Origin of the sequence: Pirellulimonas nuda (genome assembly GCF_007750855.1) — a bacterium.
Taxonomy (GTDB): domain Bacteria; phylum Planctomycetota; class Planctomycetia; order Pirellulales; family Lacipirellulaceae; genus Pirellulimonas; species Pirellulimonas nuda.
Genome location: NZ_CP036291.1, coordinates 5,250,253 through 5,274,692, shown reverse-complemented (window position 1 = coordinate 5,274,692; position 24,440 = coordinate 5,250,253). Strand labels below are relative to the sequence as shown.

Genomic DNA, 24,440 nt, shown 5'->3' with positions numbered 1-24,440 from the left:
TGTTCTCAAGAAGAGCGTCTGATGGACGCGCCGCCGATCCGGCGGGCTACGGGGCCCGCTCGCCCTGGGCCGCCGGGGAACGGGCCGAACCGGAACCGGCGGGCGTGTCGAGCGAGAGCTTGATGACCGTGTCGTACGGATCCAGGGGCGCCGCGGGGAGCGACAGCGTCAGGGCGTCGCCCTGCTGGGAGAAGGGGGCCGCATCACCCCCTGCCAGGAAGCTGGCCGAGGTGACAACGCCCGGCAGGCCGCTCACGCCGAGGGCGCCCGACTCGGGCCATTCCAGCACGTGCAGGTAGAGCGTCTTGCCGTCTTTGTTCACCGAAGCGTCGCCCCACGCCGGCCGCTCGGGCAGCGGGTTGCGGCGGGTGGCGTAGATGGACTCCCCGTTCACCTTCAGCCAGTCGCCGATGGCGCCGTACAGCCGCACGGCCTCGGGGTCGAGCCTGCCGTTGCCCATCGGGCCGTTGTTGATCAGGGCGTTCCCGCCGGCGCACACGGTGTGCACGAAGCGGTCGATCATCTCCTTCTCGGAATGGTAGTAGCACTCCCCCTTGGTCTTGTAGCCGAACGAAGAGCTGACGCTGTCGGGGGACTCGACATAAAGCGGGAGCTTGCGCGTGGGGACTTCCTTGTCGCCGATCGAAACATAGTCGTAGTACGGCAGGTACTGCGCTTCGATCGTCCCCCTCCCGGAGTGGATGATGCGCGAGTTGATCAGGCAGTCGGGGCGGTGCTTGCGGACCACCTCGCTGAACCGCTTGACCCGCTCCAGGTTCATCTCTACCGGGGTGTCGAACCAGATCAGGTCGAGCTCGTAGTTCTTCACCAGCTCTTCTACCTGGGGCAGGCTCTTGCGGGTGATGTAGCGGTCGATGTCGGGCCGGAAGTCGTCCGGCAGGTCGGGGTGGATGTCCGTCCGCTTGGCCCGATTGTTCAGGAAGGGGGCGTCCGGCTCGTCCCAGTCTTGCGCGTGAGAATAGTACACGCCGAACTTCAGGCCCTGGCGGTGGCACGCCTCGCTGAGCTCCTTGATGATGTCTCGCTTGAACGGCGTGTAGTCGACGATGTTGTAGTCGCTCACCAGCGACTTGAAGAGCGCAAAGCCGTCGTGGTGCTTCGACGTGATCACCACGTAGCGGATGCCGCAATCCTTGAAGGTCTTCGCCCACTGGTCCGCGTCGAACTCGGCCGGGTTGAACCGCGCGGCGACCTGATGGTACTCCTCGGCCGGGATCTTGGCGGAGATCTGGATCCACTCCGAGTAGCGGAAGCCGGAGCCGCGGCCCTGGTACTCCCCTTCCAGCGTTGAATAGACGCCGAAGTGGATGAACGCGCCAAACTTGGCGTCGCGGAACCACTGCTCCTGCCGCGCTACCGAATCCGGCGTCTGCCGCAGGCCCTCCGGGAAGCGGACCGCGAAGCTGTTGTCTCGGTTCGGCGCGGCGGCCCGCTCTTTCCGCGGCCTCTGGGCGGCCTGCGACTCAGCCGGCCCGAACATCCCAGCCGGCCCGAACACGGCAGCCGAGCCGAACATCGCCGCCGCCACACAGCACGCCACTAACCTCTTCGACGCCAAGTTCATGGCCCTGCTCCCCTGTTCCGCCTGCACGATCGTGTGAGCCGCAGGGCGGCAGCGCGAGCGGTCCGCTCGGCGCCCGCCCCGGGCACGATGATCGTAATCCAGGGGGAGACCCATCGCAAGAAAAACAGCAGCACGCGCAGGCGTGGATGGCGGGGGCGCGTCGCCGCGCCCGCGGCGGCTACCGCACCGCGTCGAACCGCTCCCCTCTGCCGGCGGCCTTGCCGAGCCGCGCCGCGGACTCGATCAGCCCGACCGCGGCGTCGCCGGCGGCCTGCTGGGCGTCGAGCGCCTTGGCCGCCACCGAGAAGGCGATCTCAGACTGCACGGCGCCCTGCTTGGCGTTGAGCAGGGCGCTAATCGCGGCGTCGGTGCTGATCTCCATACGGACGGCTATCGACACGGCCGCCCGGCGTTCGCCCCCCATTCGCTCAGCGGGAAGCGGCCCGGCTTCATGCGGGGCCGGCACATCCCCCCCAGCCCGCACGGCCGGCGCTGGCGGGAAGATAGCGGGGGGCGACCATTGAAAGACGATGTGGTGGGTGGCTGGGGTCGCAGGCGTCAGCCGAAGCCCCCAGCAGCGGCTGGCAGGATGTCGCACGCGGTCCGAGCCGCCGCTGGGGGCTACGCCTAGCGGCTCCGACCCCAGCCACCCACCGCGGTGCAATGGTGTAGGCCGACGAGGGTGGATCTGCCCTCCACTTCCACCATCGAGATTATTGTACCAATGGGCCCATCACCCACAGCTGGAATGCTGAGAGCAGGATGTCTCCGGCGACCATTTGTACCCGATACCATGGGGATCGATCGGGCGTTTTTGACACCGCGTAGACCATCATGCCGGGGAAGATCAGCCAGGAGATTGCGAGGGGAATCTGCAAGGGAAGAAAGGAAAACAGTTGCGTGACCAGACGCGGGACCTCGATCTGTCCGGTGTCCGATAGCGTGAAGGCAGCCCAGTAGCACACCACGGCAAGGTGCGCGTAAATCAGCACGCGGACCAATCGCAACGGCGGCCGCAAACGCGGCTCGTTCCCAGTTCGACCGTCCGCCGTTTGTGGCGCCGAGTAGGGGTTGGAGTCGTGCATTGTAATGGCGGCGGCGCCGGGCGCTCGGGTGGTGGGTGGCTGGGGTCGTAGGCGTCAGCCGAAGCCCCCAGCAGCGGCTGGCAGGATGTCGCACGCGGTCCGAGCCCCCGCTGGGGGCTGCGCCTAGCGGCTCCGACCCCAGCCACTCACTGGCCCGCTCTCCGTGTGGTTGTCGGCTTGCGCGATCAGTTGGCTGAGGCTCTCTTGCCCGTCGGCTTTGAGAGTAAACTCGTCGATCCGGATGGTTTGGCCCAGGCCGTAGAGAGCGGGGAGGCGGTCTCGCAACTCGTCTCGGTATGCACGCTGCTCGTCACGGTGCGGTGGGTCTTGGTCGTGCTTCGGCTTGTCTACGAGCCGAGGGAACGTCTCCTCCCAGAAGTAGGCCGAGTAGACCGGCGCCCACGGGGCAGTGCGGTTGGCTTCCAGACGGCCGAGCCGGGGGCGAGAGAAGTGCTGGTGCTCGTCGACCTCAATGAACCGCTTCAACTTCGGCGAGTAGACGTCCCACGCGAGCGCCCATTGCCTGACAAGCGGCTCTCCCTCCGCAAGCCGACCCGCATCCCGAGCCGACTTGGCCAGCAGCTCGTACACGCCTCGAAGCTCGTGGGCGGCCGCGCCATGCGACTCCGGCTTCCCGTCGAACAGCCGCGGATCGAGGCCGACCGACCGGATGGCCTTGCCGCCGACCGCGGCCGGGTCGATGTGCTGGACGACGTAGGCGAGCGTTGCGTGTTCCCATCGGCTTGCCATGGCGTTTTCGTTCCGCGCGCTTGATGGTGGACGACGATCATCGGGCCGCAGCGCGGTGATTTAGTGATGGCATTCTACCCTACGATGACAATGCAGCACGTCCCCTCTCGTTCCCCTGGCTAAAAGGAACAAAAAAAGGTGTCAGGAACCTTTTTATGACCGAGCCACGCATGCCCACGACAAGCGTGGAGCATGGCGCCCGGCTTGATTCGAGGGTCAGACAGCATTCGCGAGACCGAAATAGCGTGCCGATCGCGCCTTGTCTTCGTCGGGTTTGGTTCGCACAGCTCTCAGGGCCTGGAGGTAGCTGGGGGGGAAGGCGTGCTCCTCTGCTCCGGATACCACCAACGCGTGATACCAATCGTATGGAACGGCATCGGCATCGATCTTGAGTGCATAGTACAGCCAGGCGCTCAGCGTGCCCGTGGTGGTCTCGATGGGAGCAAGCTTCTCGTCGTACCCAACCCCCAGGGTTTCTGCCGCATCGAGCACCGGTTTCTCGGCGAGCTCGATCTGATAAACCACACCGCGTACGTGTGAAGCGGCGTCTCCCACGAAATGGACGTCGCACTTCCCCGAGCCGTCGAGCGACGCCTCGTGCCAGCGCCGTTCGTAGCCACGCAGAAGGCCGGTAGCAACCTTCTTCGCCGAGGGCGTTCGCTCGAGGAGCCGCCGGGTCAGTAGGTTCGATCCGTACGCGAAGTACAAGAAGGATTGGTCTGCTGGGGTTGGCATAAGCTGTCAGGCGGCGCCTTTCGCTAGGCCGCGGTGAATGTTGCGACGAACAGGCGACAGGTCCAGTTTCGTCGGCAAGCTGGACCTTTGCCGGTTGATTATTGGGGCTCTAAAGGGCCGCCATGGTGACTATGAAGCCAAAAAGGTTCCTGACACCTTTTCCGCTCTCAAAGGCAAAGCATTGACCGACCAAAAAAGGTGTCAGGAACCTTTTTCGTTCTCATCCAGAAAAGGTTCCTGACAACTTTTTCCCCCTGACCCCTTTTCGAGCCCGAACTCACGATCATCGCGGCTTAGCTAGCATGGAGGGATTTTCTACGGAGCATTCTTGACACCTTTTTGTCTTTCACGCAGTCGTGCCACAGTGCCCCTCAATTCAAGTAGCACAGTGTCCTGCTCGAAACGCCTCGCGGGCGGCATTTCAATTTGCATACGTTCTGACATATCCGCTAGCTGTTCTAGGCGGTTTGCCTGTCGCCGATTTGCTTCAGTACGTGACGTCCAGACGGACACTTCTTCTGCTTTGTAGAGCCTATCCGCCGCCGTCACTACCTCCCTTAGCGTAATGCGGCTTGCCAGCCATGCCTGACTGCTTCGACTGAAGTCGAGTCTGGCGCTTCGTACATTCGTCAGGTCACGGAAAAGAATAATCGCCAACGCGAGCATCGTAACGGTAGTCAACGCACTTCGCATACTGAAGCGAAACATGAAATAGTTTTTATATGGCATGACTGAGAAAGGCATGATAAACGATACGGATGTGCCGCTGCCATTCGACATTGATGGACCGAAGAAGGTGTCAGGAACCTTCATCGCTCCTATTCAAAAAAGAGGTTCCTGGCGCCTTTTTGCCTTCGGCTGAGCCAGCAGTGGCACGCGGCGATTGCTTCTCCTGTTACTTCCGAAAGGCGTGGGCTATGGAACCGTGAAGCCGCAGTTCCGACAGCAGTGAGGGTATCGCTCAAAGGAGGCACGACGGCCAAACATTTGGTCGCAGGCGGGGCATCGCCACAAGTCTAGTAGGCGAGCAGTGTGCCCGAGTACCGCATAGCAAATGAGCATCAAGAGTAGCCAGATGGCGATTAGCCAGTCGTTGGTGGGCAATTCAATCGCGAGCCAACCAATCGCAATCGCGCCCCAAACTACATAGCACCATGCCAAAACTGTCAGTCGGCGGCGAAGGTTTTGGTATCTATGGATGGAGGCCTGAATCTCGATATGCGGAATCGCCTGAGGCAGGAACATCAGAAGGAACCCGCTTACGAACGTTGCAGCAATAATCCCGACGATGCCACCGCAGGCCGCGGCAATCCATCGGCCGTTCGCCACGATCTGAAAGCCGATCAACGCCCCGATCAGAGAAGCAATGAGAACCAAAGATGCTTGAAATGCGTTCGCTGACGGCCGGAGATCGATCGTCGGCGGGACGTCGCGGGCCAATTTAGACTTGGTGGAAGTCATTGATCCAAGTGAGCTACGTTGCGTGTGCCTCGATCGCAAAAAAAACATCGGCGGGATGTTGATCCATCTCCCAGGAACCACAGCGATCCCGCCAACGGCAGATGCCGCAGCGCCCTTGCCCGCAATCCCCCCATCCCCCCATCCCCACCTCTCCCTTCCCACACCGCACCCCCGCGATCAGCCTTCACCCGAGGGAGGCGCCTGCCGCGCCAGCGCTTCACTCAGCACCGCGCCGGTCAGGATGATCGTAGTCGAGTAATAAACCCACAACAAGAAAATCACCAGCGAGCTGGCCGGGCCGTAGGCGGTGGCGATCAGGCTGTGCTGGATGTAGGCGCCGAACGCCCAGCGTCCCAGGCCGAAGCCGATGGTGGAGACGATCACCCCCACCAGCAAGCAGCCCAGCGGGGGCCGCTTGGTGGGGAGCAGGCCGAACAGCGCGGCGATGATGGCCGCGACCAGCAGGTACCCCAGCCAGTTCCACACCGACGCGGGCACGCCGAGCTTCTCTGAGAGCATGTTGCTGGCGGCGTGCAGCGCCACCGTCCCCGCCAGCGAGGCCAGCAGCAGCACCCCGCCCGCCATGGCGAACGCGGCCGACACCGAGCGGCCCACCAGCCAGGTGCGGATAGCGGAGCGGTCGGACTGGTGCGACGACGCAAAGATCTCGCTCAGGCTCTGGCGGAGCTGCACGAACATGGCCGACGCGCTAATCACCAGCAGCACGCCGGAGACGCTGGTGGTGACGAGGGTCCCCTGGGCGAACTGCTCGTACCACCCGCTCTCCAGCACCGACGCGGCGAGTTTTCCTAGCTCGGGATTCACCGACTCGGTGAGCCGCTGCTCGATCAGCGTCCGCCACTGCTGGTCGCTGAGGAAGTGCGTCGCGATGGCGGTGGCGAACACCAAGATGGGGGCCAGCGAAAGCAGCGTGTAGAACGCCACGGCCGCGGCCGCCGAAGGGACGTGCAGGCGAGTCCAGACCTCGGCGAAGCTGCGTAGGACTCGGAGCAGGTAGGCATGCATAGGCTCGGGCCGGGCGTTGGGGCGGGTCAAGGATTACCCTAGCGGCTGGGTTGATGCGAGACGACGGGGAAGCTGGGAGGTGCTAGGTGCGAGGGGTGAGGGTTGAGTCACGGCTGACGGGGGGGCCGCCATCCCGGTTTCTGGCGGTTTGTTGTCGAAAATAGCCACGCGGGCGGGGAGAATGGGGGTGAGCCGCGGCCTGTTTTCTGGGGCGCCGGCCTCTGGACGCTTCGATGCGCGGCGGTACGAAACGCGCCGACCGCCCGGTCGGGGCGCCGGGGGGTGCTGCGCGTCGCCGGGGGGGCAGAAAAATGGGCGCGGGGTTTTGTCCCCGAGGTGTCCGCTCGGGGAGGGTTTTGTCCGTCGCGGCCGGTCGGAACCGCTTGCCGGGCAGCGGGATGCCGCGGGTTTGCGGGGTTGTGGGGGGATGGGCGCCCTGTTTTCTGCTGGATTCGGGGGTGGGGGAGGGTTTTGTCCGAAAATGTGTGCCGCTGGAGAGGGGACAAAAGGGACAAAAAGGGACTACTCCGTCGCGACGCTTGATGGGGGCCAACCACGTAGTTCAAGTAGGGGAGTCGCGGCCCGGCCCGGTGGGTCGGGCCCAGCCCGGATGCGGCGGCCGGTCCGCCGGTGACGCTCCGTCGATGTCAGGCACGGTCCTGACCGAAACCAGCTTTTTGCTCAACGCTCGCCCCCCGGCTCGCCATGCTCGACCCTCGGCCCTCGACGCTCGACGCCCTGATCATCGCCCCGCACCCGGACGACGCCGAGCTTGGCATGGGGGGCGCCATCGTCAAGATGATCGCCCAGGGCCTGCGGGTGGGGGTGCTCGACCTCACCAGCGGCGAGCCTACGCCGCACGGGTCGCTCGAGGTCCGCGCGGCCGAGACCGCGGCCGCGACGAAGGCGCTGGGCTTGGAGTGGCGCGAGAACCTGGGGCTGCCCAACCGCTCGCTGGAGGCGACGCTGGAGAACCGGGCTAAGCTGGCCGAGGTGTTCCGCCGCACGCGGCCGCGGTGGCTGTTCGCCCCCTACTGGGAAGACGCCCACCCGGACCACACCGCGGCGACCAAGCTGGTAGAGGACGCGCGGTTCTGGTCGAAGCTCACCAAGACCGACATGGCGGGCGAGCCGCACCACCCCGAGCGGATCTACAGCTACTACTGCGTGCACCTAAAGATGGCGCCGCAGCCGGCGTTTGTGCTGGATATTTCTGCCCAGTGGCAGCAGAAGGCGGCGGCGATCGCCTGCTACCAAAGCCAGTTCGTCACCGGCCGGCCGACCGATCCGCCGACGATTTTAGACCGCCTCCGCGACGAGGCGGCCTACTGGGGGAAGACCATCGGCAAGGCGTACGGCGAACCCTTCGCGAGCCGCGAGCCGCTGGGGCTCAGTGGGTTTGGGGAGCTGGTGTGAAGTTGCCCCGGCTCGCGGTGGGGGACGCGGATGCTTGAGTTGCGTTACGTATTGGCCCGCATCTGCTCTTCGATCCACGACTCGAGCTCGGCCCAGTCGACCGGGGGGAGCTTCGTCAGGTCGGGCCGCAGGCGTTTGGCCTCGCGGGCGTAGACGTGGCGGATTTCGGACTGAGGTTTGTCCGTGTTCCAGTGCACCAGCACGCGGATGCACAGCGGCAGCGAGCCGGGGACGCACACCTCGTACGCGCACAGCAGCGGCACGTCGAGCCAGCCGAGCTGCCGGGCCGCCAGCGCGGGGAACTCGGCGTCGAGGTCCTTGGTGACGGTGAAGATGGCGCTGGCGATGTCGTGCTTGTCGATGTTGTTCTGGCGGATCACCAACGCGAGCATCTGCCGTGTGGCGAGCAGGATTTCCTCGCGGGAGTTCTCTTCAACGGTAGTCGCCCCACGGACGCCGCGGCAAAGCATGTGGTGGATCTGGTTGCAGGGTTAGAGGATCGGTTTCACGAAGGTTTTACCACGAAGGGCGTGAAGAATCACGCAGGCCGGGCGGGTTTTCCTGCGTGATTTTGCGTGGGCTTCGCGGAGCGCACCGCGGTTCACTCGAAGCGGTACAGCCGGCGGAGCTGGCGGGTGCGGAGCCACTGCGGGGCAAAGGGGATCGCCAGGCGGGCCGCGGCGGCGCTCAGGCCCTCGCGGTGGGCGATGGCGGTCATGCGCCCGGAGACGCGAACCATTGCGGCGGTGCGGCTTCGGCGTGCCGCCTCGTACGCCCTGAGGCCCGCTACGGCGTCCGGGGCGCGGGCGAGGCAGCGGGCCAGCACAACGGCGTCCTCGATCGCCATGCCGCCCCCCTGGCCCATGCTGGGGGTCATGGGGTGGGCGGCGTCCCCCAGCAGCGTGACGGCGCCCCGTCCCCAGGCCGCCAGGGGCGCCATCTCAAAGATGGGCGTTCCGAAGATCGCATCGCAGGGGGTGGCCTCGATCATCGCGTAGATCTGGGCGTCCCAGCCGGAAAAGCAGTCGAGCAGCCATCGCTTGGCCGCACAGCCCTCGACCCGCTTGGGCTGGTCGGCCCGGTGTGTGGCGTACCAGTAGAGCCGGTTGCCGGCCAGCGGGAAGCAGCCAAACGCCAAGCCGTTTCCCCACCAGCCGGCGCCGCTATGGGGGTCGCCGGATCCGCCGGCGGGGGGCTCCGCGACACCCCGCCAACAGACGTAGCGTGTCGACTCCCGCGCGTTCAATCCCAGCGACCTGCGCACCACAGAATGCACGCCATCGGCGCCGATCACGACGTCGGCCTCGATCGTCTCGCCGGAGGTAGTTTGAAGCCGGGACCGGCCAGCCGCGGGCATTTCCAGCCCCTGCACACCGGCGCCGGTAGCGAGCGCCCCGTCGCCCAACGCGCGGAGCAACTCTGCTTGAAGCTCGCAGCGGTGGATTGAAACGCAGGGCGCCCCTAGTTGCGTCGAGATAGAGCGGAGGTCGACGCGGGTACGCCGGCTTCCGTCGGGCCTGTGCGAAACAACAAAGTCGATCTGCTGGCCGCGGGCGGCGACCCCCTCGGCCAGCCCCAGCTTCGCCAGGGCCGCCATCGCGTTCACCTGGAGCGTAATCCCGGCCCCGACGGGCCGCAGCGACTCCGCGCGTTCAAGCACGCGGACGCAAAAACCGGCCTGGCGCAGGGCGATTGCGGCGGTCAGGCCGCCGATTCCCCCTCCAGCAATCACGATCAGGCCGGGACGCATGCAGCAGTATTTGGTTGAGTAGGGCAATCGCCCAGGATGTCGTGCGGGGGTATTGCTAATAGACGCGGCGGTGAGACGGCTGTTTCTAGCCGATGCCGCGGGTCCCGGGGTGTCCAAAACGGCAGCGACGACCTCGTGGAGCGGTAGATCCCGGGGTACGGCCCCGGCAAGCCTAGGGACTGTCGGCGTTAAGGGGGTCGAAGTTCAGCGATTCTCTGCAACAAACCGGGGCGGATAGACCGCCGAAGAGCGGGCATTTTGGCTAGGAAGAGGGGGCCGGCGCAAAAAAAAGGTTCGGGCCGTTGACAGCTGGCGGCCGATCAGTAAGATTCCGGATCTCCACTGCGGACGCCACGGCGACCACGGTGGAACCGGGTTCTCCCGAGCCGGGTTCGCCTGAGAGAGGGGGGGTAGCGAGCGATCGCTTCACCTGCTATCTTATGCGGCTCGGATGTTCCTTCGGGAACAGCTCTTTGACAATTTGGTGAGTGACTTTCCTTTTAGCCAGCCATGTGCTGTGCGATGACACAGGAAAAGCCCTGTCCCCCTTCCAGGGGCAGGCAGCTAGTGCCATCAGACTACTTTGAAAGTTGGCTCGTTACCTTCATTGGTGAGTCGGCCCGTTCGCGGGTTTGGCGAGTCGGTGAGGTTAATGCATACATCAATTGAAGGGTTTGATCCTGGCTCAGAATGAACGTTGGCGGCGTGGATTAGGCATGCAAGTCGAGCGAGAAGGGTTTGAAGCTTGCTTTGAACCTGGACAGCGGCGAAAGGGTGAGGAACACGTAGTTATGTGCCCCCAAGTCTGGAATAGCCGAGGGAAACTTCGGGTAATGCTAGATAATGTCTCCGGACCAAAGGTGTGACTCCGCTTGGGGAGCAGACTGCGTACTACTAGCTTGTTGGTGGGGTAATGGCCTACCAAGGCGACGATGGTTAGCGGGCGTGAGAGCGTGACCCGCCACACTGGGACTGAGACACTGCCCAGACACCTACGGGTGGCTGCAGTCGAGAATCTTCGGCAATGCGCGAAAGCGTGACCGAGCGACGCCGCGTGCGGGATGAAGGCCCTCGGGTTGTAAACCGCTGTCGTAGGGGAGGAAGGCTCCGTGAAGAGCGGAATTTGACCTATCCTAGGAGGAAGTCCGGGCTAAGTTCGTGCCAGCAGCCGCGGTAATACGAACCGGACAAACGTTATTCGGAATCATTGGGCTTAAAGAGTGCGTAGGCGGCGCTGTAAGTCGGGTGTGAAATCCCTCGGCTCAACCGAGGAATTGCGCCCGATACTGCAGTGCTTGAGGGAGACAGGGGTAAGCGGAACTGATGGTGGAGCGGTGAAATGCGTTGATATCATCAGGAACACCGGTGGCGAAAGCGGCTTACTGGGTCTCTTCTGACGCTGAGGCACGAAAGCTAGGGTAGCGAACGGGATTAGATACCCCGGTAGTCCTAGCCGTAAACGATGAGCACTTGGTCGAGGACCCTCCCTTAGGTTCTCGGCCGTAGCGAAAGTGTTAAGTGCTCCGCCTGGGGAGTATGGTCGCAAGGCTGAAACTCAAAGGAATTGACGGGGGCTCACACAAGCGGTGGAGGATGTGGCTTAATTCGAGGCTACGCGAAGAACCTTATCCAGGCCTTGACATGCACGGATTAGCTCTGTGAAAGCAGAGTAACGCCTTCGGGTGGAACGTGCACAGGTGCTGCATGGCTGTCGTCAGCTCGTGTCGTGAGATGTCGGGTTAAGTCCCTTAACGAGCGAAACCCTTATCATTAGTTGCCAGCGAGTAATGTCGGGGACTCTAGTGAGACTGCCGGTGTTAAACCGGAGGAAGGCGGGGATGACGTCAAGTCCTCATGGCCTTTATGGTCTGGGCTGCACACGTCCTACAATGCGGCGTACAAAGGGAAGCAAACCCGCGAGGGCAAGCAAATCCCAAAAAGCGCCGCCCAGTTCGGATTGCAGGCTGCAACTCGCCTGCATGAAGCCGGAATCGCTAGTAATCGTAGGTCAGCATACTACGGTGAATGTGTTCCTGAGCCTTGTACACACCGCCCGTCAAGCCACGAAAGTGGGGGGGGCTTAAAGTCGCCGTGCTAACCTTCGGGAGGCAGGCGCCTAGAGTCAACTCTGCGATTGGGACTAAGTCGTAACAAGGTAGCCGTAGGGGAACCTGCGGCTGGATCACCTCCTTTTTTAAGGATTAAAGTCGCTAGAAAGACACCCGTCCTTCTAGCGTACTAGGGGCCAGCACTGGCTGCTGGAAAGTCGGCTCAGGTCGAAAGACCCGAGCAACTCACCATTGTCAATAAAAGACCCGGCACGAGGTTTAGCCACCTCGTTGCCGGGTTTTTTTGTGCGCGCTACGTGGGGACGGAAGGACGTTGAACCACGAAGGACACAAAGAAAGAAGGGACAGGATTGACAGGATCAACAGGATGAGGGGGACCAGCCCGACGCCGTCGGGGTCTGTTTCTTCTCCTGTTGATCCTGTAAATCCTGTCTAGTTTTTCGTCCTTGGCCGTTGAACTCTCACCGCGGCTTGGAGGGGTGACTTTTGAATCCGTACGAGTCACCTCAGTCCGGCGATTCGGCGGCGCGGCCCTTTCGCGTTTCCATCGCGGCAAAGAACGTGATCGTCTTTGTCATCGTCGCGGTTCTTTCGGGGGTGATGCTAGTCTGGCTCGCATCGTTCCATTTCGAATGGTTTTGGCCGATGATTTGGTCTAGATTTCCAGGTTGGCCGGTCTGCATACCAGTGGTCCTGCTCCTGGGGTTGTGGCTCTATGAGAAACGTAACTCCGCCCTGAGGGTTGCGTCGTTCATTTTCTTTGGCGCTGGTGTGGCCCAGGTTTGGCTGCTGTGGACATTGGGGACAGTTGCGGAAGTAGCCAGAGCGGGCGAAGTTATCCATTCGGCTTGGTTCTGGTCAGTGGCGCCAATGTTCGCGCTAGCCGCGGTGATGCTGGTGCTGGGATTGGTCCCTGAACAGGCGCCGGAAACCCCCCGCAAGAAGAAGTGGGGCGAACGCTTTTCCGATCTACAGAAATGATCGATCGGCGCCTACCTTTTCGAGTTGGCGCACGTCCTTCTTCGTGATCCGTCGTGCCCGTGGTGGTTAGCCGTCTTCAATCGCAGCGACCAACCCCTATCCGCGTGCATCGGCGTCCATCGGCGGTTCCTCCTCTGGTCGTTCCCGTGAATTCCTTGGTTCAGCGTCTAGCACGTCCCGCGTTTGCAGCAACTGCGCCGCGATGCTCACAGCGATCTCGCCAGGGTGGTTGCTGCCGATGGGGAGCCCGACCGGGCATTGAAAATCGATCCGCTCTTCCGCAACGCCCGCTTGCAGCAGTTCCTTGCGCAGCACCGCACGCTTGGCCGCGCTGCCGATGACGCCGACCAGCGGGAAGCTTCGGCCGGACTGAAAAATTTCTAGCAGCACCGGCAGGTCCGAGGCGTGCCCCTTGGTCAGGCAGAGAATAGAAGCGTCCTCCGGCAGCCGGGCGACTTCGGTCGGCGGATTGTCGGTGCAGATAGTGCGGACGCTCAACGGCAACCGGTCGAGCCATTCTTGTCGCGGGTCGACGCAGGTCACCGTGCACGGCAAGGCGACAAGCACGGGCGCAAGCGCCTGCGTGACGTGCCCGGCGCCGAAGATCACTATCCGCCAGGTCGCCACGTTGCAGCTCTCCATGTAGACCCGCACCCGGCCGCCGCAGGTCATGCCGATGTCGGCCTTGAGGCTCCAATCAAAGAACCGAGTGCGCTCGCCCGAGTGGAGCATGGCACGCGCTTCCTCGATCGCGCGGGCTTCGATCTTGCCGCCGCCGACGGTGCCCTGATCGAGCCCCGCGCGGGTGACGATCATCCGGCTGCCGGCGTTCTGCGGGGTTGAACCGATTACGTCGACAACCGTCACCGCGACAAACGGCGAACCGCTGGCGGCTAGCTCGGCGTAGCGGTCGATGAAAGTTGGCTGTGACATCGGCGATGCTTCAACGCAGGGTCGCGGAGAGTGCTGAGACAGAGAAAAGAAACCGCCGATGGACGCGGATGAACGCCGATGGCTGTAAAACTTATCCTTCTAACTGCGTTCGTCCGCGTCCATCGGCGGCTCCTCTACTTTTTCCCTTTGAGCCGCTGCACGTTCGCCGAGACTGTATGGGGAGCTCCGTTTTGCGAGGGGCTGGGTGATAGCGGCTTGCTCTGGAGTTCGGTCAAGCACATCAGGCACTCTTCGCCGGTGGCGGGGAGCTTGAGCTTGGCGATCTTTCCGGGCGACGCTTGGGACATCGCGTGCTTGGCCGCGAGCCAGACGGCGATCCCGAGCATCAGCGGCGGTTCGCCGACGGCCTTGCTGCGGCCAACGTTGAGCGTGTGCTTAGGGTTGTCGATGAAGTCGACGTTCAGCACTTTTGGCAGGTCGGTGATGTTGGGGATTTTGTAGGTGGTCGGGCCGGTGGTGAGCAGGGCGCCCTTGGGGGTGTAGCGCAGCTCTTCGGTCGTGCACCATCCGACCCCCTGGATCAGGCCGCCGATCACCTGCCCACGGTCGATGCCCGGGTTGATCATCCGGCCGATGTCCATCAGCAGGTCGATACGATCTACCGTTAGGTCGCCCGTGAAGCGGTCGATCGTTACTTCTGCGACCGCGGCGCCGGTGGTGTAGTAAAAGAAAGGGTTGCCGCGGCCCGTCTCGCGGTTGAAATCGACCCCCGGGGTGGCGAAGAAGCCGCGGGCGCCCAGGTCGACGCGTTCCCGCCGGGCGTCGCCGCAGAACCGGCCGAAGGGGATGGCGTGCGAAGGATCGGCGATCCGGCTGTCACGGACATGGCCGTCCTCAAACACTACGTGCTCGGGCGCGTGCACCAGCCCCGCGTCGGCGCTTGCGAACCGCGAAGCGGCGTACTCGGCCATCCGTTGCTTGATTTGCCGGCAGGCGTCGAGCGCTGCGGCGCCGTTCAGGTCGGTCCCGGCGCTGGCGGCGGTTGGCGAGGTGTTGTGGCTTTTTTCGGTCGAGGTGGTCATCAGCAGCACGCACTCGGGCTCGACGCCAAACTCGTCCGCCACCAGTTGGCGGACCTTGGTGTTGAGCCCCTGGCCCATCTCCGTGCCGCCGGTGGAGACCTGGATCGATCCGTCTGTGTAGACGTTCACCAGCGCATTGCCCTGATTGAGGAACTTCGTCGTGAACGAAATGCCAAACTTTACGGCCGAGAGGGCGATCCCTTTGACGGTGAGCCGGTTCGCAGCGTTGTGGGACTCGATCTGGGCGAGCCTCGCACGGTAGTCGCTCGTCGCCTCGAGCTGGTCGAAGGTTTCGGGCAGCACGTGGTCGCGTACGATCTGCCCGTAGGGGGTTACGCTGCGATGGGGGTCGCCGTCGCGGTAGAGGTTCGCGCGGCGGACGTCGAGCGCGTCGCGGCCGAGGGTTTGGGCGATCTCTTGCAGGATATTCTCGATGACCGCGATCCCCTGCGGCCCGCCGAAGCCGCGGAACGCGGTATTGGGGGGCAGGTTGGTGCGGCAGACGCGGCCCGTGATTTTTGCGGCGGGAAGGAAGTAGGCGTTGTCTGCGTGGAGCATGGTGCGCTCCATGACCGACGTGCTGAGGTCGGCGAAGGCGCCGCCGTCAGAATACACCTCGAGCTCGACAGCCAGCAGCATGCCCTGGTCGTCGAAAGCGGCCTTGTACCACGTTTTGTAGGGGTGCCGCTTGCCCGTCAGACGCATGTCGGCGTCCTTGGTCAGCACGATCCGCGCCGGCCGACCGGTGTGGCGGGCGACGAGCGCGGTCATCACCGCGGGGATCGCGGACTGCGTCTCCTTGCCGCCGAAGCCCCCCCCCATCCGTTTGCACTCGCAAACCACCTCGTGCAGCCGCAGGCCGAGCGCCTCGGCCACCACCGCCTGGGTCTCGGTCGGGTTCTGGGTGGAACAAAGCACCTTGATTTGGCCCGCTTCGCTGGGGATCGCCAGCGAGGCCTGCGACTCGAAGTAGAACTGCTCCTGGCCACCCGATTCGAACACGCCCGAGAGCGTGTGAGGCGCGTGTGCGAAGGCGGCGTCGCTGTCTCCTCGGGCGATCACGCGCGTCGGGCCGATGTAGCTGCCGGCCGCGATGGCTTCGTCGATCGACAAAACGGGCTTCTCTTCGGTGTAGTCGATCTTCACGAGCGCCGCGGCGCGGCGGGCCGCTTCGCGCGACTCGGCGGCGACTACCACGATCGGTTGGCCCAGGTAGTGGACGCGGTCTTCAACCAGAAACAGCTCGTCGTGGAAGATGGGTCCGAAGTGGTTCACTCCGGGAAGGTCGGCGTGGGTCAGCACGGCTGCTACGCCGGGCGATGCCAAGGCGGGCTTCGTGTCGATCGATCGCACCAGGCCCGCGGCCGTCGGTGCGCCGACGAAGTCGACCCACAGTTCTCCTTCGAGCCGCGGCAGGTCTTCGATGTAGTGGGCGCCCCCGGTCACGTGACCGGCGGCCGAGTCGTGCGGCAGCGCTTTGCCGATGCTGGCCATGCTTTATGCCCCCACCGGTTGGGGAGCGATCTCGAAGAAAGCCCTGGCGACCAGGTTCTCAACCAGTTGCGCACGGTACGCGGCGCTCGAACGGACGTCGGAGATGGGCGTCACGTCTGCCCGGGCGGCGCGGCCCGCTTTGCGGAACGTTTCCTCCTCGACACCGGCGCCGACGAGCACCCCCTCGGCGCCCGGGGAGCGGACGACGGTCGGCCCGACGCCCCCCAGGGCGACCCGCGCGTCGACGATCGTCCCCTCCTCGACGGTCAGCCACACCGCCGACGCCACGGTGCTGATGTCCATGTCTCGGCGTTTGGAGACCTTGGCGAGCACCAACTCGTTGTGCTCTGCCGGCAGCGGCATGTGCACGGCGACGATCAGTTCGTCCGCGGCAAGATCGAGCTGCTTGTAGCCGAGGTAGAACGACTCGATCGGCACGCGGCGTCGGCCCCGCGCGCTAGCTAGCTCTAGTTCTGCGCCCTGCGCGTAGAGCGCCGGCAGCGAGTCGGCGATCGGCGACGCGTTGGCCAGGTTGCCGCCGAAGGTCGCCAGGTTGCGGATCTGGGGGCTGCCAAAGCGGGTGAGGATCGCCCAGAGCTGCGGCAGCAGCGTGCGGGTGGCCTGCTCGACCTGACGCCATGTGGCGCCCGCCGCCATGGTCAACGCGCCCGCTTGGTGTGCGATCTTGTCGAAGCCCGCCACGCGGCCGAGGTACAGGACGTCGCCCGCAGGCAGCTTGCCGTGGTTGCGTTGCACGCCCAGGTCGGTGGCGCCACTCACCAGCCGGGCGGCCGGGAACTCGGCCTTCCAAGCGATCGCCTTGCTGAGCGACGTGGGGATCATGACACGCCGCGTGGCGCCCGCCTCTGTGATCTCGATGCAGACGTCCTCCGTGCCGATCGCTGCTAGGTCGGTCGCGATCCGCTTTGAGTCGTACAGCTCGGCGATGCGGGCGACCCGCGCGGGGTCGATGGAGCGTCCCGCCTCGATGATCTGTGCGTAGCCGGTGCAGCGGCACAGGTTGCCCGATAGCCCGTAGCGGAGCCCTTCATCGGTAAGCGGGTCGCCGTTTTGTGCTTCGAGCATGCCGTGCAGGGTGGTGACGAAACCCGGCGTGCAGAAGCCGCACTGGCTGCCGTGGCAATCGACCATCGCCCGCTGCACCGGCGACAGCACGGCGCCCTGCCTTAGCCCTTCGACGGTCACTACGTGGCAGCGATCGAGCTGGTAGAGGAACGCGATACACGCGTCGATGGTGCGGTAGACGAGGGCCTCACCGGGCGCCTCGACCCGGCCGACCAGCACGCTGCAGGCGCCGCAATCCCCTTCCGAGCAAACCACCTTCGTGCCGACCAGCCTGAGACCCTCGCGGAGCCACTCGGTGAGGGTTCGCTCCGCCCAGCGGCCCGAGACCTCGTGCCGGGCGCCGTTGACGTAGATGACCAAAAGGTCTCGCATGGGGTCCTTGGGGCAAGGTTTAGCGGGCGCCGTCGCCCCATCTCGCGATATCCCCGCCACTTGCGTTAATCTAGCTCAGCAGGGTCGAAGCGGCAACTTCGATGATCCGCCGTTAGGTCAGGCTGTGCCCGACTCGTCGGTTCGCAAGCAAAGCCATCTTCAGGCACCGCCTGACCTACGAAACTATGCTCCCACCCGCAATCGCCGCAGACGACCAAACGCTCGCCGCCGCGGCAGAGCGGGTCATGAGCCGCTGCGATCGACTGGCGTGCTGCTCGGAAGAGGCGGGCGCCGTGACGCGGCGCTACTTGTCGCACCCGATGCAAGAAGTTCACCACACAGTTGGGGACTGGATGCGCAGCGCTGGGCTGCGGGTGCGGGTGGACGCCGCGGGGAACCTGATTGGGCGCCGCCCGGGGCCGGAGGGTTCGCGGGTGCTGCTGCTTGGGTCGCACCTCGATAGCGTCCCCAACGCCGGCCGCTACGACGGAGTGCTGGGCGTGCTGGCGGCGCTCGCCGTGGCGGAACTGCTGGGCGCCGCGCCGTTGCCGTTCCATCTAGACGTCATCGGCTTCAGCGAAGAAGAGGGGGTGCGTTACGCGCTGCCCTACCTGGGGAGCCGGGCGGTGTGCGGCGGATTCGATCCGGCGTGGCTGGAGCGCTGCGACCCGTCCGGCGTTTCGATGCGCCAAGCGATTGAGGCATTCGGGCTGGCGCCCGACAAGATCCCTGAAGCGGCGTACCAGCCGGACGAGGTGATCGGCTTCGTCGAGCCCCATTTGGAGCAAGGGCCGGTGCTGGAGCGCGCGGGCCTGCCGGTCGGTGTGGTGAGCGGCATCGCGGGGCAGACCCGGATGCGGCTGCGGTTTCTGGGGCACGCCCAGCACGCCGGCACGACGCCGATGCACGGCCGGCGCGACGCCCTGCTTGGCGCCGCACGGATGATCTGCGAAACGCAGCGGATCGGCGCCGGCGCCGACGGCCTGCGGGCCACGGTCGGCTTCTTACGGGTGGCCCCCAACGCGACAAACGTGATTCCGGGCGAGGTCGAGCTCTCGCTCGATGTCCGCCATCCGGAGGACGCCCTACGCCGTCGGGCCGTCGATACGCTGCTCGAGCTCGGCGCCGAGATCGCCCGGGAACTATCGCTGGGTTTCAGCGTGATCGATCACGTCGTGCAGGAAGCCTGTCGGGTCGACCCGCGGCTCACGTCGATGCTGCACGACGCGTGCCTTGCGCGGGGGTACGACGCGCCGATGCTGCCGAGCGGCGCCGGCCACGATGCGGCGCCTCTTTCCGAGCGTTTCCCGGTAGCGATGCTGTTCCTCAGGCACCCTGGCGGGGTGAGCCACCACCCCGACGAGCGTGTCGACGTGCCGGACGTTCAGGTCGCCCTGGGCGTGCTGCTTCAATTCATCCATTTGCTGGCAGAAAGCGAGTCGCAATGAGCGTTTCGAGAACCGTGCCGTTTGGCGAAACACGGACGCACGTCGCCTTCGACCACGCGCTGGTCGCAGCGGACAGCCACGTCCGGTCGCCGCTCGACGGCTGGCCGGGGTCGGAGTGTGTGGTGCTGATCAGCCCCGCGATGGGCGCCGGGCCGCGCGGCCCACGGTTCTGTCAGTACTTGGTGCACGCCAAGCCGGGGGCGCAGTCGCGGCCGGCCGCGGCCGGGGTCCAGCGATTGGTGTTTGTGCTCGGGGGCGCACTCACCGTGGGAGGAAAGCCTGTCTCGGCAGACGGATTCGCCTGGCTGCCACCCGACTGCGACACGGTCTGCCGATGTGAAGAAGAAGCGACGCTGCTAGTCATCGAAAAGCCGTACGCGGCCCTGGATGACGTCGAGGCGCCCGAGACGATTGTCGGCAGAGTGAAGGACGCGCCGTGCGAGCCGTTCTTGGGCGACCCCGACGCGATGCTGGCGACGCTGCTCCCGGTCGACCAGGCGTTCGACATGGCCGTGAACGTGTTCACCTACCAGCCCGGCGCTACGCTTCCGTTTGTCGAGACGCACGTGATGGAGCACGGCCTGTACATGGCGGCCGGGCAAGGGGTGTACCGGCTGGGTGAGCGGTGGTACCCGGTGCGGGTGGGGGACGCCATCTGGATGGCCGCTTACTGCCCGCAGTGGTTTGTGGCGATGGGCAAGACCCCCGCCCGCTATATTTACTACAAAGACGTCAACCGAGACCCGTTGTCGCCATGAGTCGAAAGCTGTCCGCCGACGCCGACCAATTGCTCGCCGAGCTCCAGCACTTGGCGACGCTGAGCGACTGCGCGGAGCCCCCGCCCGCGGTGACGCGCGTCGTGTTTAGCGAGGCCGACCTCCGGGCCCGTGCTTACTTAAAGGGTCTCTACGAGGAGGCGGGCCTCGCCGTGCGAGTCGACCCCATCGGGAACACGTTCGCCCGCTGGGAGGGCGCCGAACCGGCCGCCGGCGTCGTGGGCTCCGGTTCGCACACCGACGCGATCCCCCATTCTGGCATGTACGACGGCACGGTCGGCGTGCTGGGCGCGCTCGAGGCGATCCGCACGCTCAAGCGGTCGGGCTACTGCCCGCGTCGATCGATCGAGCTGGTGATGTTTACCTCCGAGGAGCCTACCCGCTTCGGCGTCGGCTGCACGGGGAGCCGGGCGATGACCGGCCGGCTCACCGCCGATCAACTGACCGGCCTGAAGGACGAGTCGGGCGACAACTACGACGAGGTGCGGCAGCGGGCGGGGTTTAGCGGCGCTCTGCAGGACGTCCTCTTGCCGGAGGGGTACTACCACGCGTTTATTGAGTTGCACATCGAGCAGGGGCCCGAGCTCGAAGCAGCGGGGCTGCCGATCGGCGTGGTCACGGCCATCGCGGCGCCGTCGCAGCTCACGCTTTGCGTTGAAGGAGAGGGGGGCCACGCCGGCGCCGTGCTGATGCCGGTCCGGCGCGATGCGCTCACGGCCGCGGCGGAAGTTGCGCTCGCCGTCGAGAGGCTCGCCCGTGAGAGCGTCAGCCCCGATTTGGTGGCGACCGTCGGCCAGCTCGGCGTCCACCCGGGCGCGGCCAACTCGATCCCTTCACGGGTGACGATGTCGCTCGACCTTCGAGATATTGACCTCGCCAATCGCGATGCCGTTTTGGTCAGGCTCCGCGAAGTCGCCGAAGCGATCGCGTGCCGGCGCGGGGTGAAGCTGCAAGTCACCGTGCAGAACGCCGACCCACCATCAGTGGCGGACGCCGGCATCGTCGACGCCGCCGAGCAGGCGTGCCGCGACCTTGGCGCGTCCCATCAGCGGATGATCAGCCGGGCCTACCACGACTCGCTGTTTATCGGTCAGGTAGCGCCGATGGGGATGCTGTTCATCCCCTGCCGCGGCGGCGTGTCGCACCGCCCCGACGAGTACGCGTCGCCCGAAGCGATGGCGACCGGGGTCGAGGTGCTCGCGGCTACACTCGCCAAGCTGGCAGAGGAGGCCTAGCGAGTCACCGTCCCGGTGATCCAACCGAACGGCTCGTCGGTAGAGACGAACACCTCGTTGTCGTTCTCGCGTCCCAGCGGCGCCAGGTTGAACAGCAGGTGGTGCTTGTTGGGCATGGTGAGTGTGATCGACGTCGCGGCGTCGCAGGCGTCGAGCGCCGCTTGTCCCATCAGCCACAAGGTCTGTTGGACCGACTCGCTGTAGTGGTCGATGAAACGGGCCAGCATCGCCTTGCGGATCGCGCTTCGCGAAGCCACGAAATCGACTTCTTGATCGGCGTAGACCCAGCTCGCGGTGAGCTCGGTCGCGAAGATGCGGTCGTCGGTATCGGGCAGCGTTCGGAACGCGTCGCGGTGGAACCCGGAGAAGCCGCTCTCGGTGGTCTTGGCGATCATCAGCCCGGTCACCCCTGCCTCGACCCGTGTGGGGGCGCCCCGTTGGGCGACCACCCGGGCGGTTGGGGTTTCGGCGTCGCTGCCCGTGAACGCGTGGGGGCAATCGAGCAGGCGGGCCCAACTGTGTTGGTGGAGGGTCACGCCGGCGCGCGTAATGTGGTCGTACGTGGAAACAAAATGCTCCGCCAGCGTGCGGCCGAACGACTCGATCGTGTCGAACGGGTCGTCCTTGGCTAGGGCGTAGACCGTGTTCTTGCAGGTGTCTGTAGCGACAATCGAGGCGTTGTCGCCATCGGTGTAGGCGGGCGCAAAGCCTCCTTCCAGCTCGATGTCCACGGCCGCCTCGATCAATTCGTGCCGTTCGGTGCTGGCGGCGCCGCGGCGGGGGCGTTTGATCTTGCTGACTCGGACGCGGTGCTTGCCGTAGGCGTGGTGGGCGAGTTGGTGGGGCATCTTGCGAGGATCGGGGGTCGAGGTTGGGAGCCGCCTGGCTTTCGGGATAGGATAGCAGCTTGGGGCGGGCTCGGAACTGTTGGCGCGTGTCGACGGGGCGGAGCCCGTCGGCTGGTTGCTCTTAGCGAACCTTCTATGATGCACTCTTGATGACTTTGGATCGTCTTGACCCTGAACTTGTGCTGAGCAGCCGCCGGGTGGTGCTGCCGGGTGGCGAGCGGCCGGCGACCGTTGTGGTGCGCGACGGGCGGATCGTCGAGGTGCGAGGGTACGACCCGTCCGCTGGGGACGACCTGGGGCGGCTTGCGCTGCTGCCGGGCCTGATCGACCCGCACGTCCACCTCAACGAGCCGGGCCGCACCGAGTGGGAGGGGTTTGCCAGCGGGACGGCCGCGGCGGCGTCGGGTGGGGTGACGACGCTGATCGACATGCCGCTGAACAGCTCGCCGGTGACGACCACTCTGGCCGCGCTCCAGGCCAAGCGGGCCGCCGCGCGTGGCGCGGGGCTGTGGGTAGACGTCGGTTTTCATGCGGGGCTCGTCCCCGGCAATCTGGCGGAGCTGCCGGCGCTGCTCGACGCCGGCGTAATGGGGGTGAAGTCCTTTCTTTGCGACAGCGGCCTCGACGAGTTTCCGGCGGTGCGCCGCGCGGACCTTGCGGCCGCGATGCCGCTGTTGGCCGACCGCGACGCGGTGCTGCTGGCGCACGCCGAGGTGGCCCACGCGATGCCGCCGCTCGCCGACCCACGCAGCTACGCAGACTACCTCGCGTCGCGGCCCGCCCAGTTCGAACAAGAAGCGATCGCGCTGCTCGTCGAGCTGTGCGAGTCGACCGGTTGCCGGACGCATATCGTGCACCTGGCAGACGCAGACGCGCTGCCGACGCTCGCCGCGGCCCGCGGCCGCGGGCTGCCGATCACCGTAGAGACGTGCCCCCACTACCTCACGTTCGCCGCGGAAGAGATCGCCGACGGCGCCACCGCGTACAAGTGTGCGCCGCCGATCCGCGACGCCTCGCACCGCGAGCGGCTTTGGCAGGGGCTGGCCGACGGGGTGATCGACCTGGTCGCCAGCGATCACTCCCCTTGCCCACCCGAGATGAAGTCGCTCGACGAGGGACGCTTCGACCTGGCCTGGGGCGGGGTCAGCTCGTTGCAGCTCGGCCTCCCGGCGGTATGGGCCGAGGCCCAGCGGCGGGGGCACACGCTTGCGGACGTGGCCGGGTGGATGTGCGACGCGCCGGCTCGGCTGCTGGGCCTTGAGGGGGGCGTCCGCGTTGGCGCGCCGGCGAACCTGGTCGTCTTCGATCCGGACCACGCGTGGGCGGTCGATCCCGACCTGCTGCTTCACCGCCACAAGATCACCCCCTACGCCGGCCGGCGGCTGCGGGGGGGCGTGGTGCGTACCTACCTGCGCGGCCAGTTGGCGGCCGCTGGTAAAGGAGACTGTCTATGAATCCGCAGTCGCTGAGGGTGCTAAACGCGTGCGAAGCGGACGCCGCCGACGGGTTGCTCGCGGCGTGTTGCGGCGCCTGTGCGTGGCGCCGGGCGATGGCGGCCGCAAGGCCCTTTGCCGATCTGGGAGATTTCCACCGGAAGGCCGAGGGCTGCTTCGACTCGCTCGTGCGAGACGACTGGCTGGAAGCCTTTGCGCACCACCCCAAGATCGGCGACCTCCAGTCGATGCGGATGAAGTACGCGGGCAACTCCGCGTGGTCGCGCGGCGAACAAGCCGGGGTCGACGCCGCGACCGACGCGGTGCTGTTAGAACTATCCGAGGCAAACGCCGCCTATGAACGCCGCTTCGGCCACATTTTTATCGTCTGCGCCAGCGGCAAGTCGGCCGCCGAGATGTTGCGGCTGCTGCGCGAACGGATCGACAACCCGCCGGATGTTGAGCTCGCGATCGCGGCGGGCGAGCAACGCAAGATCACCCACCTTCGCATCGACAAACTGGAGTGCGGCTCCCCATGAACAGCATCACGACCCACGTGCTCGACACCGCGTTGGGGCGCCCGGCCGCGGGCGTTCTTGTCGAATTGTTCCAGTGGACCGACGGCGCCCCCGTCACGCTCGCGCATGCCCACACCGACGCCGACGGACGCGTCCAAGGCTGGGGTGTTGATCTGGCCGTCGGCCCGCACTGCTACCGGCTGACGTTCGCGACGGACGAGTATTTCACCGCGACCGGACGCAACGCGTTCTACCCCAGCGTGACAATCGACTTCCGCGTGGTCGACGGCTCGCACTACCACGTGCCGCTGCTCCTGTCGCCCTACGGTTACTCTACCTATCGCGGGAGTTAGCGCTCCCAACGCGTGCGTGCCGGGGCGTCCGCCTTGGGCCGGC

22 protein-coding genes and 1 rRNA gene are annotated in these 24,440 nt (G+C 65.4%); 9 read left to right on the top strand and 14 right to left on the bottom strand.

The features are described from left to right. Positions 1 to 46: 46 nt before the first annotated feature. From Pla175_RS20590 to Pla175_RS20555, 8 genes are all read right to left on the bottom strand, one after another. A complete protein-coding gene (locus Pla175_RS20590; protein WP_197527020.1) occupies positions 47 to 1,585 on the bottom strand; it encodes an alpha-L-fucosidase in 1,539 nt (512 codons plus the stop codon). Positions 1,586 to 1,763: 178 nt separating this feature from the next. Further along, complete coding sequence (locus Pla175_RS20585) at positions 1,764 to 1,985, bottom strand: hypothetical protein (protein WP_145289902.1); 222 nt, start codon at positions 1,983 to 1,985, stop codon at positions 1,764 to 1,766. A gap of 313 nt (positions 1,986 to 2,298) precedes the next feature. Then, positions 2,299 to 2,670 carry a hypothetical protein gene (locus tag Pla175_RS20580; RefSeq protein WP_145289899.1) on the bottom strand — a complete coding sequence of 124 codons (372 nt, stop codon included), beginning with the start codon at positions 2,668 to 2,670 and terminating at the stop codon, positions 2,299 to 2,301. Between the two features lie 123 nt (positions 2,671 to 2,793). After that, positions 2,794 to 3,420, bottom strand: coding sequence for a hypothetical protein (locus tag Pla175_RS20575; protein ID WP_145289895.1), 627 nt, complete (start codon positions 3,418 to 3,420; stop codon positions 2,794 to 2,796). Between the two features lie 216 nt (positions 3,421 to 3,636). Beyond that, positions 3,637 to 4,155, bottom strand: a complete 519-nt coding sequence (locus Pla175_RS20570) for a gamma-glutamylcyclotransferase family protein (RefSeq protein ID WP_145289892.1) — start codon at positions 4,153 to 4,155, stop codon at positions 3,637 to 3,639. A 315-nt stretch (positions 4,156 to 4,470) separates the two neighbouring features. After that, positions 4,471 to 4,968, bottom strand: a complete 498-nt coding sequence (locus tag Pla175_RS20565; RefSeq protein WP_145289889.1) for a hypothetical protein — start codon at positions 4,966 to 4,968, stop codon at positions 4,471 to 4,473. Between the two features lie 102 nt (positions 4,969 to 5,070). Further along, complete coding sequence (locus Pla175_RS20560; RefSeq protein WP_145289886.1) at positions 5,071 to 5,616, bottom strand: hypothetical protein; 546 nt, start codon at positions 5,614 to 5,616, stop codon at positions 5,071 to 5,073. 177 nt (positions 5,617 to 5,793) lie between these two features. Then, a complete protein-coding gene (locus tag Pla175_RS20555; RefSeq protein ID WP_145289883.1) occupies positions 5,794 to 6,642 on the bottom strand; it encodes a YihY/virulence factor BrkB family protein in 849 nt (282 codons plus the stop codon). Positions 6,643 to 7,347: 705 nt separating this feature from the next. Here Pla175_RS20555 and bshB1 point away from each other — a divergent pair. Beyond that, positions 7,348 to 8,058 carry a bacillithiol biosynthesis deacetylase BshB1 gene (gene bshB1, locus Pla175_RS20550; RefSeq protein WP_145289879.1) on the top strand — a complete coding sequence of 237 codons (711 nt, stop codon included), beginning with the start codon at positions 7,348 to 7,350 and terminating at the stop codon, positions 8,056 to 8,058. A gap of 44 nt (positions 8,059 to 8,102) precedes the next feature. On the opposite strand, the gene aroH is transcribed toward bshB1, so the two are convergent. Together aroH and Pla175_RS20540 are read right to left on the bottom strand one after the other, a co-directional pair. Next, a complete protein-coding gene (gene aroH, locus Pla175_RS20545) occupies positions 8,103 to 8,528 on the bottom strand; it encodes a chorismate mutase (RefSeq protein WP_145289876.1) in 426 nt (141 codons plus the stop codon). 131 nt (positions 8,529 to 8,659) lie between these two features. Continuing rightward, positions 8,660 to 9,808 carry an FAD-dependent monooxygenase gene (locus tag Pla175_RS20540; protein WP_145289873.1) on the bottom strand — a complete coding sequence of 383 codons (1,149 nt, stop codon included), beginning with the start codon at positions 9,806 to 9,808 and terminating at the stop codon, positions 8,660 to 8,662. Between the two features lie 662 nt (positions 9,809 to 10,470). Here Pla175_RS20540 and Pla175_RS20535 point away from each other — a divergent pair. Then, positions 10,471 to 12,001, top strand: a 16S ribosomal RNA gene (locus Pla175_RS20535). A gap of 362 nt (positions 12,002 to 12,363) precedes the next feature. After that, positions 12,364 to 12,858, top strand: coding sequence for a hypothetical protein (locus Pla175_RS20530; protein ID WP_145289870.1), 495 nt, complete (start codon positions 12,364 to 12,366; stop codon positions 12,856 to 12,858). 96 nt (positions 12,859 to 12,954) lie between these two features. Here the strand turns inward: Pla175_RS20530 and xdhC are convergent, their stop codons facing one another. The 3 genes from xdhC to Pla175_RS20515 form a co-directional block, all read right to left on the bottom strand. Next, entirely contained in the window at positions 12,955 to 13,791 is an 837-nt protein-coding gene (gene xdhC / locus Pla175_RS20525; RefSeq protein ID WP_145289867.1) for a xanthine dehydrogenase accessory protein XdhC, read from the bottom strand. Positions 13,792 to 13,925: 134 nt separating this feature from the next. Further along, positions 13,926 to 16,328 carry a xanthine dehydrogenase molybdopterin binding subunit gene (xdhB, locus tag Pla175_RS20520; RefSeq protein WP_145289863.1) on the bottom strand — a complete coding sequence of 801 codons (2,403 nt, stop codon included), beginning with the start codon at positions 16,326 to 16,328 and terminating at the stop codon, positions 13,926 to 13,928. A 3-nt stretch (positions 16,329 to 16,331) separates the two neighbouring features. Beyond that, entirely contained in the window at positions 16,332 to 17,786 is a 1,455-nt protein-coding gene (locus tag Pla175_RS20515) for a xanthine dehydrogenase small subunit (RefSeq protein ID WP_145289859.1), read from the bottom strand. A gap of 185 nt (positions 17,787 to 17,971) precedes the next feature. On the opposite strand from Pla175_RS20515, the gene Pla175_RS20510 reads away from it, so the two are divergent. From Pla175_RS20510 to Pla175_RS20500, 3 genes are read left to right on the top strand one after another with little or no spacing between them, the layout of a single operon-like run. After that, positions 17,972 to 19,234 carry an allantoate amidohydrolase gene (locus Pla175_RS20510; protein WP_145289856.1) on the top strand — a complete coding sequence of 421 codons (1,263 nt, stop codon included), beginning with the start codon at positions 17,972 to 17,974 and terminating at the stop codon, positions 19,232 to 19,234. Beyond that, the gene (gene allE / locus Pla175_RS20505; protein WP_145289853.1) at positions 19,231 to 19,992 is read left to right on the top strand and encodes a (S)-ureidoglycine aminohydrolase; all 762 of its coding nucleotides are present in this window, start codon (positions 19,231 to 19,233) and stop codon (positions 19,990 to 19,992) included. Before Pla175_RS20510 ends, allE begins: the two co-directional genes overlap by 4 nt. After that, on the top strand, positions 19,989 to 21,245 hold the full coding sequence (locus Pla175_RS20500; protein ID WP_145289850.1) for a M20 family metallo-hydrolase: 1,257 nt from the start codon (positions 19,989 to 19,991) through the stop codon (positions 21,243 to 21,245). Before allE ends, Pla175_RS20500 begins: the two co-directional genes overlap by 4 nt. Here Pla175_RS20500 and pucL read toward each other — a convergent pair. Continuing rightward, a complete protein-coding gene (pucL, locus tag Pla175_RS20495; RefSeq protein ID WP_145289847.1) occupies positions 21,242 to 22,093 on the bottom strand; it encodes a factor-independent urate hydroxylase in 852 nt (283 codons plus the stop codon). The genes Pla175_RS20500 and pucL overlap by 4 nt on opposite strands. Before the next feature lie 149 nt (positions 22,094 to 22,242). Between pucL and allB the strand changes: the two genes are divergently transcribed. From allB to uraH, 3 genes are read left to right on the top strand one after another with little or no spacing between them, the layout of a single operon-like run. After that, positions 22,243 to 23,547, top strand: coding sequence for an allantoinase AllB (allB, locus tag Pla175_RS20490; RefSeq protein WP_145289844.1), 1,305 nt, complete (start codon positions 22,243 to 22,245; stop codon positions 23,545 to 23,547). After that, positions 23,544 to 24,065, top strand: coding sequence for a 2-oxo-4-hydroxy-4-carboxy-5-ureidoimidazoline decarboxylase (gene uraD, locus Pla175_RS20485; protein WP_145289841.1), 522 nt, complete (start codon positions 23,544 to 23,546; stop codon positions 24,063 to 24,065). The genes allB and uraD overlap by 4 nt, the downstream gene beginning before the upstream one ends. Beyond that, positions 24,062 to 24,397, top strand: coding sequence for a hydroxyisourate hydrolase (uraH, locus tag Pla175_RS20480; protein ID WP_145289838.1), 336 nt, complete (start codon positions 24,062 to 24,064; stop codon positions 24,395 to 24,397). The genes uraD and uraH overlap by 4 nt, the downstream gene beginning before the upstream one ends. Positions 24,398 to 24,440 lie beyond the last annotated feature (43 nt).